General features: G+C 72.2%; 13 protein-coding genes. 10 read left to right on the top strand and 3 right to left on the bottom strand.

The genetic code is table 11. The features are described 5' to 3' along the window. Nucleotides 1–51 precede the first annotated feature (51 nt). The 3 genes from FRAQA3DRAFT_RS22040 to FRAQA3DRAFT_RS22030 form a co-directional block, all read right to left on the bottom strand. The gene (locus FRAQA3DRAFT_RS22040; RefSeq protein ID WP_009741266.1) at nt 52–1542 is read right to left on the bottom strand and encodes an MFS transporter; all 1491 of its coding nucleotides are present in this window, start codon (nt 1540–1542) and stop codon (nt 52–54) included. 125 nt (nt 1543–1667) lie between these two features. Next, a complete protein-coding gene (locus tag FRAQA3DRAFT_RS22035) occupies nt 1668–2279 on the bottom strand; it encodes a TetR/AcrR family transcriptional regulator (RefSeq protein WP_009741265.1) in 612 nt (203 codons plus the stop codon). An 18-nt stretch (nt 2280–2297) separates the two neighbouring features. Next, entirely contained in the window at nt 2298–2894 is a 597-nt protein-coding gene (locus tag FRAQA3DRAFT_RS22030) for a TetR/AcrR family transcriptional regulator (protein ID WP_009741264.1), read from the bottom strand. Between the two features lie 538 nt (nt 2895–3432). Between FRAQA3DRAFT_RS22030 and FRAQA3DRAFT_RS22025 the strand changes: the two genes are divergently transcribed. The 10 genes from FRAQA3DRAFT_RS22025 to FRAQA3DRAFT_RS21980 all read left to right on the top strand — a co-directional run bounded on the left by FRAQA3DRAFT_RS22025 (nt 3433) and on the right by FRAQA3DRAFT_RS21980 (nt 14322). Continuing rightward, the gene (locus FRAQA3DRAFT_RS22025) at nt 3433–4782 is read left to right on the top strand and encodes an FAD-dependent monooxygenase (protein WP_009741263.1); all 1350 of its coding nucleotides are present in this window, start codon (nt 3433–3435) and stop codon (nt 4780–4782) included. Further along, complete coding sequence (ubiG, locus tag FRAQA3DRAFT_RS22020) at nt 4779–5492, top strand: bifunctional 2-polyprenyl-6-hydroxyphenol methylase/3-demethylubiquinol 3-O-methyltransferase UbiG (protein WP_009741262.1); 714 nt, start codon at nt 4779–4781, stop codon at nt 5490–5492. Before FRAQA3DRAFT_RS22025 ends, ubiG begins: the two co-directional genes overlap by 4 nt. 563 nt (nt 5493–6055) lie before the next feature. Beyond that, nucleotides 6056–7018, top strand: coding sequence for an ACP S-malonyltransferase (fabD, locus tag FRAQA3DRAFT_RS22015; protein WP_009741261.1), 963 nt, complete (start codon nt 6056–6058; stop codon nt 7016–7018). Between the two features lie 150 nt (nt 7019–7168). Beyond that, a complete protein-coding gene (locus tag FRAQA3DRAFT_RS22010) occupies nt 7169–7585 on the top strand; it encodes an acyl carrier protein (protein ID WP_009741260.1) in 417 nt (138 codons plus the stop codon). A 110-nt stretch (nt 7586–7695) separates the two neighbouring features. Further along, on the top strand, nt 7696–8463 hold the full coding sequence (locus FRAQA3DRAFT_RS22005; RefSeq protein ID WP_035921311.1) for an SDR family oxidoreductase: 768 nt from the start codon (nt 7696–7698) through the stop codon (nt 8461–8463). A gap of 34 nt (nt 8464–8497) precedes the next feature. Further along, nucleotides 8498–8950 (top strand): 3-hydroxylacyl-ACP dehydratase, encoded by a 453-nt coding sequence (locus FRAQA3DRAFT_RS22000; protein ID WP_009741258.1) that lies wholly within the window; start codon nt 8498–8500, stop codon nt 8948–8950. After that, nucleotides 8947–10221 (top strand): beta-ketoacyl synthase, encoded by a 1275-nt coding sequence (locus FRAQA3DRAFT_RS21995; protein ID WP_009741257.1) that lies wholly within the window; start codon nt 8947–8949, stop codon nt 10219–10221. The genes FRAQA3DRAFT_RS22000 and FRAQA3DRAFT_RS21995 overlap by 4 nt, the downstream gene beginning before the upstream one ends. 5 nt (nt 10222–10226) lie before the next feature. Next, entirely contained in the window at nt 10227–10619 is a 393-nt protein-coding gene (locus tag FRAQA3DRAFT_RS21990; protein ID WP_035923299.1) for a 3-hydroxyacyl-ACP dehydratase FabZ family protein, read from the top strand. Then, entirely contained in the window at nt 10616–11902 is a 1287-nt protein-coding gene (locus FRAQA3DRAFT_RS21985; protein WP_009741255.1) for a beta-ketoacyl synthase, read from the top strand. Before FRAQA3DRAFT_RS21990 ends, FRAQA3DRAFT_RS21985 begins: the two co-directional genes overlap by 4 nt. After that, nucleotides 11899–14322, top strand: a complete 2424-nt coding sequence (locus FRAQA3DRAFT_RS21980) for a beta-ketoacyl-[acyl-carrier-protein] synthase family protein (RefSeq protein WP_009741254.1) — start codon at nt 11899–11901, stop codon at nt 14320–14322. The genes FRAQA3DRAFT_RS21985 and FRAQA3DRAFT_RS21980 overlap by 4 nt, the downstream gene beginning before the upstream one ends. Nucleotide 14323 lies beyond the last annotated feature (1 nt).

Here is a 14323-nt window from a genome sequence, read left to right as displayed (position 1 = left end):
TGCTGGCCGGTGTCGATCGTGGCCGTACCGGCGGACAGCGGCCGGGCGGACCTAGCTGACCACCGCGCCGGTGGCGACCATGTCCCGCGCGGCCGGGTCGAACTCGACGTCGGCGGACGTCTCCATCGGCGTCTGGTCGATGTCCCGCGGCTTTCCGCCCTGGGCGAACAGCATCGCCACGGCGCCGATCAGCGTCGCGCCGGCGCCCACCCACAGGGCCGGTACCAGGCCGTCGACGAAGCGGTCGGCCGGGATGGTGGCGCCGTGAGCACTGAAGACCGCGCCCAGCACCGCCACACCCAGCGCGCCACCGATCTCGCGCAGCGCGTTGTTGGCGCCGGACGCGACGCCCTGTTCCTCGGGATGCACGGAGCCCATCAACATGTTGGCCACCGGGGCGTAGAACATGGCCATGCCGACGCCGTTGAGGATCATCGGCAGCAGCTGGGCGCCGTAGGACACGTCCGTCGTGGCGACCGATGCCCACCAGCCGAGTCCCACGCCCTGAAGGACGAGCCCGACCGCGACGATCGAGCGGCCGCCGATCCGGTCGGACAGCATGCCGGCCAGCGGGGCGACGACGATGGGGGCGCCGGTCCACGGCAGCATCCGCAGCCCGGCCTCCAGCGGACTGTAGCCCTGGACCGACTGCAGGAACTGGGTCAGCAGGAAGATGGCGCCGAAGTTGCCCAGGGCCATCAGCAGGCTGGCCGCGTTGACGCCGCTGAAGGTCCGATTACGGAACAACCGCATCGGCAGCATCGGCTCGCGGGCGTGCATCTCCCAGGCCACGAAGGCGACCAGCAGCAGGCCGCCGCCACCGAGCGCGGTGAGGATCAGCGGGTTGGTCCAGCCGTCGGCGTTGCCGCGGATGATGCCGTAGGCGACACCGAACAGGGCGAGGCTGGCCAGGATCGTTCCGGGCCCGTCGAGGCGCGCGTTGGGGCCGCGGCTCTCGGTGAGCTTCCAGACCGCCAGCGGGATCAGCAGCACGCCGATCGGCACGTTGAGCCAGAAGATCCAGTTCCACGAGATGTGCTGGACGATCGAGCCGCCGATCAGCGGACCGGCCGCGATGGCGAGTCCGTTGACCCCGCCCCAGACGCCGAGCACGACCCCACGAGACCGGGCCGGCACCGCCGTGATCAGCAGCGTCAGGGTCAGCGGCATGACGATGGCGGCCCCGACGCCCTGGACGGCCCGGACCGCGATCAGTTCGTGGATGCCCGGAGCGAGCGCCGCCGCGGCCGAGGCCACCGTGAACAACGACAGGCCGACGATGAACATCCGGCGGCGCCCGTACCGGTCGCCGAGCGACGCGCCGAGCATGAGCAGCACGGCGAAGGTGAGGGTGTAGGCGCTCACCGTCCATTCCAGCTCCTCGATGCCGCCGCCCAGATCCCGGGAGATGGAGGGCAGGGCGGTGATGACGACGAGGTTGTCCAGCATCGCCATGAAGCCGGCGAGACCGGTCACCACCAGTACCCAGAACAGCGATCCGGTCCTACCCTCGCTATCCACGTCGCCCTTAGTAGTCATCATTCCACCTTCTGTCTCGAATCAGACAAGACTTTATTCCGTCGGCACCTAGCAGTGATTGCCTACTAGCCTCGGCGGCCAGGATCCGGCTACCGACAGAAATGCCGGAATACCTTCGGTCGGCCGCGCTAGATGTCGCAGCCGCAGCGGCGCCCTTCGGGAAGAGCGGCGGGTGGCTTCATCCCGGCCCAAAGCCGGCTCGGCGCCGGCACTCCGAGCGCCAGCAGGGTCGTCACATACATACTGGTCGCGAAGAAATCGCTCACTTCTTCGTCCGGCACGCCAGTCCGGGCCTGCACACGGTCCCGCAGGCGGGTCCGGCGGTCGTTGACCAGTCGGGCGATGTCGGGTTCCGCGGCGGAGGCCACATACAACTGCAGTTCAAGCAGCAGGATGCAGTGATCCGCGGTCAGGGTCTGATGGGTAGCCCTCATCGCGGTCAGCGCCGGCCGGCCCTCGAGCCCGTCCGCCGCGTTCTCGAACGCCGCGGCGAGCCGCTCGAAGCACAGGTCGGCACAGGCCAGGAACAGGGCCTTCTTGTCCGGGAACAGGCGAAAGACATAGGGTTGGGAAATACCCGCTCGGCGGGCGATGCGTTCGGTCGTCGTGCCGTGGTACCCCCCGGTGGAAAATTCGCAGGCGGCGATCCGCACGATGATCTCCCGCCGTTCCTCGCCGCTCATCCGGGAAGAACGCAGCGTCCCCCCGGGCCTGGGCGTGTTCCCGGTGCGCGTCAGCATGCTGATGCTCCTCGGCCATCAGGGTCCGGCCGGCGACGAGGCCTCGGTCAGGTGCTGGCGCACGAGCAGCGCCAGCCGGTTGTTCTCTTGCCGCGGACGCAGCCGGCTGGCGCACTCCAGCATCACCAGGCCGTGTAGCGACGCCCAGATGACTTCGGTGAACGTCTCCGGATCACGCCCGCCCGCCACCTCGGTGACCGACTCCTTGAGTTCGGCGAAGCAGCGGACCAGACTCTCCGGCGCATTGGAACCGCCGAAGGCGAGGTCGGTGGACAACATGAACATCGCCTCGTACAAGGCGGGCTTGGTGGCGGCGAATTTCGCGTAGCACCAGGCTAGAGTGTCCAGACTCGGATCGTCCGGCGCGCCGGTCAGTCGGGCCTCCCGGAGCGCGTCGGCCAGTTCGCCGAAACCCTCGATGGCGACGCCACGGACGATCTCCTCCTTTCCCTTGAAATGCCGGTAGAGCACCGACTGGCTGAACTTGATCTGGTCGGAGAGACGTCTTGTGGTCACTGCCTCCCAGCCCACCGATTCGGCCAGATCGCGCGCGGCCGAGAGGATGAGCATCCGCCGCTGTGTCTCCTCGCGTTGTCGACGACGCTGTATGGCCATGGCACGAATATAGCGGAGCTAGCTGCCCTGTCAACACTAGCCCTGCTCGTTCGCACCCCACCAGGGCGGCAGTGGGCCGGGGCTGCGAGGAGGGATCCGAAGCGGGGGCCGCGGCGCCCTGCCCGCCGACCGCGCCGATCGCGATCGCCTACGGCACCTTCTCCCCGGACGGCGCCGACCACCGCGACCAGCATGATCTGCAGCGACATCATCCGGCGGGACCGCCACGTCGCTGACAAGCAACTAGACCAGATCATCACCCGGACGAACGTGGCCCGAGACGGCACTAGATAAGCGGCGATCCTTCTGCTAGCGTTGATATCAACGACATCCCGGAAGGGATGCTTCTGATCCTGTAAGAGCACTCCGCCCGGGCTGTGGACGTCGCCGTCAGTGCCGGCCGACGCACCGTGGCGCATCCTCCCTTACCCCTTTCCCTCGCCGCTGCATTCCTGTCGGGGAAGGCGGCCCGCGGGCCCTTCCATGCCACTGAACGGCGTTCCCCGACCTTTCCCCCAGAAAAGAGAGGAGAAGAGAAATGGTCAATGGACGCGCCCGTCGCGTACTTGTCGCCGGCGGCGGTATCGGCGGCTTGGCTGCGGCGCTCGCACTGGAGCGCAAGGGCTTCCAGCCGGTCGTCTTCGAGCGAGCCGAGGAGCTGCGTGACGGCGGTGCCGGGCTGCATGTGTGGACCAACGGCGTGCTCGCCCTCGACCATCTGGGCCTGGCCGACACGGTGCTCGAGGTCGCCCCGGCCCAGCAGACCGCGCACTTCAGCACCTGGCGGGGCGAGACGCTGGCGGCCTGGCCGGTCGGCGACTTCGTCGCCCGCTACGGGCGGCCGACCATCGCGGTGGAGCGGTCGGTGCTGCACGGCGCGCTGCGGGACGCGCTCACGGCCACGCCGGTGCGCACCGGCTCGCGCGTCGTCGGCTTCGACCAGGACCGTGACGGTGTCACCGTCCACTTCGCGGACGGCGGCTCGGAACGCGGCGACGTGCTCGTCGGGGCCGACGGCATTCACGGCGCCGTCCGCGACGGCCTGCTCGGCACCGTCCCACCCCGCTACACCGGGTACATAGCCTGGCGCGGCCGGGCTCCCATGGAACATCCGGAGATCCCGCGGGGCACCTTCAACGCGATGTTCGGCCCGGGCACCCGTTTCACCTACTACGACGTCGCGCCCGGTCTGGTGCACTGGATGAGCGTCGCCAACGGGCCGGCCGGCGGGCGGGACGAACCCGGCGTCCGCGACATGCTGCTGGAACGTCACCACGACTGGGCCAGTCCGGTGGCCGACATCCTCGCCGCGACCCCCGAGAACTGGATCATCCGTGGCGACGTGCTCGGCCGCCGGCCCGACCGGCGCTGGGGCGAGGGCCGCGTCACCCTGCTCGGCGACGCGGCTCACCCCATCACCTTCAACATCGGACAGGGCGCCTGCCAGGCCCTGGAGGATGCCCTCGTCCTCGCCGAGCACCTGGAGCGCGACAGCGGCGACCCGGCCGCGGCACTGCGCCGGTACGAGGCCGAACGGCGGGCCCGCACCGCCCCCATGCAGCGCATCGCCTGGTGGATCGGGCGGATGGGAGCGGTGGAGAACCGCGCCGCGATCCGCCTCCGGGAGGCGTTCATGCGCCGGAACTGGAACACCCGGGCCTTCGCCGCGGCCGAGAAGGACCAGGTCGCCTACGGAACGCGATGGGCGCACCGCCCGGACCGGGACCGGCCCACCCCCCGGCCCACCCCCCGGTCCACCCCCCGGTCCAACCCCCGGCCCAACCCCCGGCCCAACCCCACAGCCACCCCCGAATCCATCCTCGTCCCCTACCCGGTACCGAGCCCGGAACCGGCGGCCGCACAACGGAAGTGGAGTTCCGCATCATGACCGAGCAACTCGCGCAGGATGATTACTTCTTCGCCACCTACGCCAACACCTGGTGGGCCGAAGGTTCCAAGATGACCCCGTTGCAGTCGTTCAACCCGCATCGTTTCCAGTACTTCGACCAGTTCGTCGAGAGTTCCTGGGCGGGCAAGCGGGTGCTCGACGTCGGCTGCGGCGGCGGTTTCACCGCCGAGTTCCTCCACCAGCGGGGCGCCCAGGTTTCCGGCGTCGACCCGTCCCCGCGGCTGATCGAGGCGGCCAGCCGGCACGCGAAGGACACCGGAAAGGACATCGAGTACTCGCTCGGCAAGTCCGAGTCGCTGCCCTACGCCGACGGCTCGTTCGACATCGTCACCTGCGTGGACGTGCTGGAGCACGTGGAGAGCCCCGGCCAGGCGGTGAGCGAGATCAAGCGGGTTCTCGCCCCGGGCGGGTTGTTCCTGTACGACACGATCAATCGCACCCTCCGCTCCTGGGTGAACATGATCTGGCTTCCCGAGAGGCTCCTGAACATCGTCCCGAAGGGTGCACACGACTGGAACGACTTCATCACGCCGAACGAGATGATCGGCTACCTGGCCGCCTCCGGTCTGGTCCCGCTCGGGCGCCTGGCCGGCCTGGCCATCCGGGGTCAGAACAAGAAGGACGGCACCCTCAAGATCAAGCCGACGAGGGATCTGTCGTCGGTCTACCTGGGCGCCGCCCGCAGCTGATCGGCCCGCCGCCAGGTCGGACGGTGGGTTCCGCCGTCCTCGGGCGGACCCCACCGGGACCCGGTCGGCCGCGCGGGGCCGGTCGCGCAACCGGGCCGAGCCCACCTGGTCCGCCACCGGTGGAATCCACGTTCCGTACCGCCCCGGTACGCTCACAACATCCGGGCAAAGTTTTCCGGTGAATCGGCGGTCCGCCGCCGGCACCGGCTTCGTGATCCGCTTCGGAGCCACTCCCGAAGCATTCACCCGGGTCCCGCACAGGCTGTGCGCCCACCGGTCGACTCGACCTCGAATGTTGCGTGGCCAAGCGTACCTTCGGCCGCCCACCGTCAAATCGAGACCATTCCCTGCCGCGCTACTCCTACAGGCCTCGAACGCCGGTACGACCGGGCTCGAGGCGCCGGCCGTGAAACGCGCACGATGATTTCCCGCCAGGCACCCATCTTACCGACCTGTCGGCCAGCCGACAGGTCGGGGCAAGGAAATTTGGCGGGGCTGCGTGTCATATTCATCTCATCGTTGTGAATGCCGCCGATCCATAAATCGCGAGACCGAGGATGGCGATGAACACCAGTATTCTTCTGATGTTTCCCGGGCAGGGCTCTCAGCGCCCCGGGATGGCCGCTCATCTGGTTCGGGAACATCCACGGACCGCCGGCCGGGTGTTGGCCGAGGCCCAGGACGTTCTCGGCCTCCCGCTGACCGGACTGTGCACCGTCGGCAGAGCCGCCGACCTGGAGCCGACGCAGATCGCCCAGCCCGCGATCCTGGCCACCAGCCTGGCGGTCCTGGCGGTCCTCCGGGAGGAGGCCGGCTTCACCTGCTCGGTCGCGGCCGGTCACAGCCTCGGCGAGTACGCGGCGCTGGTCGCGGCGGACGTTCTGACGTCGGCGGACGCGCTGCGCCTGGTCCGCCGCCGCGGCGAGTTGATGGCCACGGTCGCGCGGCGGGTCTCCGGCGCGATGACGGCGATCATCGGTCTGGCTCCGCGGCTGATCGAGGACATCTGCGCCCGCAGCGCGCCGCTGGGCGTGGTCGAGATCGCCAACTACAACGAACGCGGCCAGACCGTGATCTCCGGCCAGCGCGCCGCCGTCGCGCGGGCCACCGAGCTGGCCCTGGCGGCGGGGGCCGAACGGGCCGTGCCGCTCAAGGTCTCGGCGCCGTTCCACTGCTCGCTGATGCGCGAGATCGAGGACGAGTTCGCCGCCGAACTCGACCGCCACCCCTTCGCCGAGCCGGGCGCGCTGGTGCTCAGCTCGGTGAGCGGTGAGCCGGTGAGCGGGGGCGCGCACGCCCGCAACCTGCTCCGCCGTCAACTGGTCGGCCCGGTCCGGTGGGTCGACGTGCTCGACGCCGCCCAGGCGCACGGGGTCGACACCTACCTCGAAGTCGGCCCGGGCCGAGCGCTCAGCGGATTCGCGAACCGGACGGTTCCCCACGCCACGGTGCGCAGCACCAACGACGCGTCGCGGGTCGGCGCGCTGCTGCGCGACCTCCGGCGCCCGCCCGCCGTCTCCGTCTAGACCCTGGCCGGCCACCGCGGCCGCCCCGCGCCACGTACGCGCCGAGCCTCTGCTCCGGGCCGGCCGTCGCACCGCCCATCCACGCACCGCCCCTCCACGCACACCCGTACACACACCGCTGATGAAGCGAACCCGAAGGGAAGTCCCACCATGTCCGCAAGCGTGACGCTCCAGCCCAACGCGCTGGTCGCCGTCCAGACCGCCGTCGCCGACGCCCTCGGTATCGACGCGGAGGAGGCCGTCGCCGAGGCGACCCTGTTCGGTGACCTCGGCGCCGAGTCGATCGACCTTCTCGACGTCCTCTTCCGCCTGGAGCGCATCACCGGGGTGAAGATCGCCGTGGCCGACATCGCCGGCCTGCTCCAGGGCGGAATCCCGGACGAGGAGTTCGGTGACGAGAACGAGGTCGTCAACGACACCGGCCTCACCCACCTGGAGAAGGTGCTGCCGCAGTTCGACCGCAGCCAGCTCACCGAGCCGTTGACCGCCGACGGCGTGCTCGGCCTGTTCACGGTCGGAAACCTCACCAGCCTGCTGACGGAGCGGACGAGCGCCGCCGCGGCCTGAACCACCCGCCGAGCCCCCACCGGTACCCGGGACGCCCGCCCCGGGTACCGGTGGGCGGAGCGGCGGTGACGGAACCAGCTCGCGACAACGAGCGGAACGGGATGAGACAGATGAAGCTGAAGAACAGCGCCGCCCTGGTCACCGGCGCATCCCGGGGCATCGGCCGGGCCATCGCCCTCGCGCTGGCCGCGCAGGGGGCGGCCGTCGCCGTGAACTACCGGTCGCGCGCGCAGGACGCGCACGTGGTGGTCAAGGAGATCGAGGCAGCCGGTGGTCGGGCGGTCGCCGTCGGGGCCGACGTCTCCGACCCGGTGGCCGCCGCCGAGCTGGTGAGCCGGGCCACCGACCTGCTCGGCGGCCTGAACATCCTCGTCAACAACGCCGGCATCAGCGACGACGCCCTGATCCACGACGCGGCGCCGGACGCGTGGTGGGACGTCATGAAGGTGAACTTCGGCGGGGCTTACCACTGCACCCACGCCGTCCTGGCCTCGTTCATGGCGCAGGGCGACGCCAGCATCGTCAACATCTCCTCGGCCATGGGCGAGCGCGGCTGGATCGGCCAGGCCAACTACGCGGCCTCCAAGGGAGCCCTCAACGCGTTCACCCGTAGCGCGGCCGTCGAGGTCGCCCGCTTCGGGGTGCGGGTCAACGCGGTGCTGGCCGGCTTCACCCCGACCGACCTGGTGAGCGAGGTGCTGCGGCGGGACGGCGGTAAGGGCATCAAGCGCCAGATCCCGCTGCGCCGGTTCGCCACCGTCGAGCAGGTGGCCGCGGCCGCCGTGTTCCTGGCCGGACCCGACTCCGGCTACACCACCGGCGAGCTGCTCTGTGTCGACGGTGGCTTCTCCGCCCAGCTCGGCATCGGCCGGCCATGACCGCACCCGACAGAACGTGCTGCAAGGAGCGACGATGCGATTTCACCTGATCGACCGGATCGAGTCCTGGACCCCCCGAGAGCAGATCACCGCCCGCAAGGTCACCTCCGTCGCCGAGGACTGCTGGCGGCCCACCCCCGCCGGCCCGGTGCTGTCCTTCGGGCTGGCGCTGGAGGCGCTGTGCCAGTCGGCGACGTGGCTGATGATGCTCAGCACCGACTACCGGCTGCGGGCGGCCCTGCTCGCCGTCGACGAGGCCTGCGCGCCTCGTGATGTGGTGCCGGGGGACGTCCTGCGCACCCATGCCGTCGTGGAGTCGATGAGCGACGAGGCCGCGGTGCTGGCCGGGCTGGTCACCGTGGGCGGAGAGACCGTGCTGGAGGCCAGCGGCATCCTGTGCAGCCTCATGGACGCCGAGCGGCTCGACGACCCGGCCGACACCGCGCTGATGGGCCGCCAGCTGCTGGGCAAGGGGGCACCGCGATGAGACGCGTGGTCATCACCGGCGCCGGCGCGGTCACTCCGCTCGGCAACGACGCGGCCGGCACCTGGCGCGGCCTCGCCGCCGGCCGCAGCGGCATCGGGCCGCTGACCTCGTTTGACACCACCGGCTTCCCGGTGCGCATCGGCGCAATGGTCAAGGGCTTCGACCCGGCCACCGCGATCCCGGCCCGGGTCGGTCGCCGGCATCTGTCCCGAGTGGGCCAGTTCGGCGTGGCCGCCGCGTACGAGGCGCAGCGTTCCGCCGGCCTCGACGGGCCGGCGGGGGCGGTCCCGCCCGACGAGCGCGGGGTCGCGATGGGGGCCAGCGTTGGTCGTCCGGACCTGCGGACACTGCTCGACATCGGGGAGCTGCGCGCGAGCACCGGGCGACCGGACGCCTTCGTTCCCCGGCTGCCCAGCTCCACCCTCACCGACGACCAGAACGTGCCGCTCAACGCGATGGCCCGGATGTTCGCGGCCACCGGGCCGATGATCGGCGTGAGCACCGCCTGCTCCGGAGCCGGGCACGCCCTCGGCGAGGCCTTCCGCGCCATCCAGGAGGGTGACGCGCAGGTGATGCTGGCCGGCGGCTACGACTCGCTGACGACCTGGCTCGACCTGCTCGGCTTCAGCCTGCTGGGCGCGCTGACGGACCGGCACAACGATGATCCGACGCGCGCCTCGCGCCCCTTCGACGCCGACCGCTCGGGTTTCGTGATCGGCGAGGGGGCGGCCGCGTTCGTCCTGGAGGACCTGGCGTCCGCTCGCGCCCGCCGGGCCCCGGTGCTGGCCGAGGTGCTGGGGTACGGCAGCAGCCTGAACGCCTGGCGGATCACCGACTCGCCGCCGGACGGCTCCGGCGCGATCCAGGCGATGGAGGGTGCGGTAGCCGAGTCCGGCCTGGGCACCGGCGGCATCGACTACATCGTCGCCCACGGCACCAGCACCCACGGCAACGACATGTCGGAGACCGCAGCCATCAAGAAGGTCTTCGGCTCCGACGCCCACCGGCTGGTCGTCAGTGCGCCCAAGTCCATGGCCGGGCATCTGACCTCGGCCAGCCTGGGACTGGGGGTCCTGGCGGCCATCGGCGCGATCCGCCACTCGCTCGTCCCCCCGACGATCAACCTCGACCACCCCGACCGCCACCTCGATCTGGACTACGTGCCGCACACCGCGCGCCGGATGCCGGTCGGCGCTGCCCTCGTCAACGCGTTCGCGTTCGGCGGCAGCAACACCAGCCTGGTGATCGGCGCCTACCGGGAGGACTCGTGACCACGATGATGCTGGTCCCGGGCTTCGACCGGGTGGTGGAACTCGTGCCGGGCGAGCGGGCCGTCGCGATTCGGAACATCCCCGCCACCCTGCCGGTGTTCGCCACCCACTTCGCCCGCTTCCCGGTTCTGCCCGGGGTGCTGCTCCTGGAGAGCATGGCCGACCTGGCGAAGGCGGCGCTCGGCGACGGCCACTGGCGGCTGCGCACGGTGCGGGGCGTGCGGTTCAGACACTTCGTCGGCCCCGGCGACCAGGTCGAGATCCGCGTCGAGGTGACCGGCCGAACAGACCAGACCGCACAGGTGCGGGCCACCGCCCGGGTCGAGGAACGGGTGGTCGCCACCGCCCGCGGCCTCGCCCTGGTGGCCGCCGAGCAGCCCTGGGAGGGCACACAATGAGCGACGACAAGCGCCGCGTGGTGCTGACCGGCATCGGCCTGCTGACCGCGTTGGGTGAGGGCGTCGAGGCCACCTGGGACGCGCTGCTGGCCGGCCGGACCGGGATCGGCCCGCTGCGGGCCTACGACCCCTCGCCGCTGCGGACCCGGATCGGCGCGGAGATCCACGACTTCGATCCGACCCGGTGGGCGTCCCGGCGCACGCTGCGGATGCTGTGCCGGGGCGACCAGCTCGCCCTGGCCGGCGCCACCCTGGCGCTGCGCGACGCCGGCCTGCCGGCCGAGCCGGATCTCGGCGGGCGTGCCGGCCTGTTCCTCGGCAGCAACAAGGAAATGCCCCGGATGGACGAGCTGATCACCCAGCTCCGGTCCATCCGGGGCGAGGACGGCCGCCCAGACCTGCGCCGGCTGGGCGAGACCGCGTCCTCGGTGATCGCTCCGCTGTTCTTCGTCGAGGGCCTCCAGCCGGCCGCCGGCTTCCACGTCTCGGAGAAGTTCGGCATTCGCGGGGCCAACGCCTACTTCGCGGGCACCGCGGACTCCGGGGCCATGGCGATCGGCCGGGGCATGCGCGCGGTGCGGCGCGGCGAGGCCGACGTGGTGGTGGCCGGCGGATACGACGACGCGACCGGATGGTGGCCGATGTCCAGGATGGACGGGCTCGGCGTGCTCACCACCCGCGACGACCTGGGAGCGGAGGCGTTTCGCCCCTACGACCGGGAGCACAGCGGATCGGTGTTCGGCGAGGGCGCCGCCCTGGTCGTGCTGGAGGAGCGCGAGCGGGCGCTGGCCCGCGGAGCCCGCTGCTACGCCGAGGTCACCGGCTTCGGCGCGGGCAACGACTGCGTGCGCCCGCCCGGCACGGATGCCCGCGGCCGGGGGCTGTCCCGGGCGATCGGCCACGCGCTGCGCGACGCCGGCCGCTCCCGGGACGTCGACTACATCGCCGCGCACGGCTGCGCCACCCCGCTCGGCGACGTCAGCGAGACCCGGGCGCTGCACGACGCACTCGGCCCGTCCGCCGGCACGGCGCAGGTCAGCAGCGTCAAGCCGCAGACCGGGCACCTGGTCGGCGCGGCCGGGGCGCTCAACGTGGCGGTGGCCGCGCTGGCCCTGGACACCGGCGTCATCCCGGCCACCCGCAACCTGCGGACCCCGGCCGACGAGTGTGACCTCGACTGGGTGCCCGGCGCGCCGCGGGAGGCGCGGCCCGGTACCGCGCTCGCCCTGGCCCGCGGTCTGGAAGGCCAGAGCGTGGCCGTCGCGCTGGAGCGACTCGCATGACGAACCTGCCGAACGAGACGACGAACCCGACCGACGAGGCACCACGTGACCGGCAGGACCGGCGGCACCCGGGTGACCGGCACGACGACGTCCGCGCGGGCCGGCCGGCGGGTGCCCGCCGGGTAGTCGTGTGCGGGGTCGGCGCGGTGACCGCCCAGGGCAGCGGCGCCGCGACGCTGTGGGAAGGCGTCCGGGCCGGGCGCACCGCCATCGGCCCGGTGCGCGGACTGCCGATGGACGGGTATCTCACCGACATCGGTGGCGAGGTGACCGAGCGGCGCCTCCCGGCGTACGACTACCTGGCCGCCTTCGGTGGGGTCGACCGCGAACCCGCGTTCGACTTCGCGCTGACCGCGGCCGAGGAGGCCGTCGCCGCCGCCGGTCTCACCACCGTCCCTGCCGACCGGTGGGGGGTGGCCTTCGGGACCTGCAACGGCGGCCTGCGTAGCGCCGAGAAGATCCTGCGGCGGGCTCGGGCCGGCACTTCCCCGCCCGGCGACAGCCGGCACTACCTGCTGGTGCCGCCGCACGCCATCGCCGAGGCCCTCAGCGGCGCGTTCGGCCTCAAGGGCCCGGTGCTGTCGGTCAACACCGCCTGCGCATCCGGGGCGCACGCGATCGGCCACGCGGTGGAGGTCATCCAGGCCGGGCGGGCCGACGCGATGCTGGTCGGCGGCAGCGACGCCTTCACCGAGACCGCCTTCGCCGGGTTCACCAGCCTGGAGTCGCTGTCCACCCGGCCGGCCGCTCCCTACTCCCGGGACCGCGACGGCCTGTCGCTCGGCGAGGGCGGCGGCGCGCTCGTCCTGGTCGAGGAGTCCGTCGCCCGGGCGGCGGGGGTGCCGATCCTGGCCGAGGTTCTCGGCTACGGCCTGTCCGCCGACGGCTACCACGCCACCGCCCCGCACCCGGCCGGGGAGGGCGCGGCCCGGGCCATCCGGGCCGCCCTGGGCTCGGCCGGGCTCGCCCCCGAGGACGTCGGCTACATCAACGGGCATGGCACCGGCACCCCGAAGAACGACTCGGCCGAGAGCGCCGCCGTGCGCGGCGCGCTCGGCGCGGCGGCCGAGAAGGTCGCGCTGAGCAGCACCAAGTCCATGGTCGGCCACCTGCTGGGGGCGGCCGGGGCGGTCGAGTCGATCGTCACGGTGCTGGCCCTGCGCGAGCAGACCGCGCCCCCCACCGCCAACTTCACCGACGTCGACCCCCGCTGCGGCCTGGACGCCGTGCCCGGAACCGCCCGGCCGCTGACCATGACCGCCGCGCTGTCGAACAACTTCGCCTTCGCCGGCGCCAACGCCTGCGTCGCCTTCGGGCTGCCCGGCAGCCGGTTCGAGGCGCCGCCGGCCCCGCTCGACGACCGGGTGGTGGTCACCGGCTTCGGGGCGATCACCGCCGCCGGTTCCACCACCGCCGAGCTGTGGGACGCGTGGAACACCGGACGCGTGCTCGGCGCGGACGAGGACGGGCTGCGGCTGGCCCGCGCCGACTTCGACCCCGGTCGGCGCATGACGCCCCGCGAGCGCCGGCGGCTGGACCGGCTCGGCCAGCTCGCCGTCGCCTCGTGTCGGGACGCGCTCGAGGATGCCGGGCTGACGGCGCACGAGCGGGTCGGCGTGGTGCTCGGGACCGGGCTCGGCCCGATGCGCAGTATCGAGGACTTCCTTCTCCCGGTGCTGGCCGGCGAGCCGTCGCACGCCAACCCGGCGGTGTTCCCCAACACCGTCTTCAACGCCGCGGCCGGGCAGGTCGCCATGGCCACCGGAGCCCGGGGGCCGGCGTCCACGGCCACCGCCGGGAACGCGGCCGGTGCCTCCGCCCTGACCATCGCCCACGACCTGCTCCGGTCGGGGCGGGCGGACGCCGTGCTGTGCCCGGCGGCCGACGATCTGTCCCCGGGTGTGCTGGCCGCCTACCGCGGACTGGGGCTCGCCCTCGGTCCGTACACCCTGGCCGAAGGCGCCGTCACCCTGCTGCTGGAACGCGCGTCGACCGCCCGGGCCCGCGGCGCGCGGGTGTTGGCGGAGTTCGCCGGGCACGGCACCACCTCGGACGCCGCCGGGGTGGGCGCCTGGGACGGTCACGGCGACGGCGTGGACCGCGCCATGCGGATCGCTCTGGCCGACGCCGGGGTCGCCCCCCGGGAGCTCACCGCCATCTGGGCCAACGCGGCCGGGTTCGCCGCCGCGGACGTCCCCGCGGCGCGGGCCATCGACCGGTTGGCGGCGGAGGCGTCCTGCCCGGTGCTCGCGCCCAAGCGGACCCTCGGCGAACCGGTCGGGGCGGGCGCGCAGCTGGCGGCCGTGCTGGCCGTCACCGGCTGGCGCCACGGCGGGACCGCCGGTCCGGTGCTCATCAACAGCTCCTCGCTCGGCGGTACCCACATCAGCCTCGTCCTGCGGCCCGGATCGGAGATCTGAC

The organism is Frankia sp. QA3, from assembly GCF_000262465.1.
Taxonomy (GTDB): Bacteria; Actinomycetota; Actinomycetes; order Frankiales; family Frankiaceae; genus Frankia.
The sequence above is the reverse complement of the archived record's forward strand: the minus strand, read 5'-3'. Positions and strand labels throughout refer to the sequence as shown.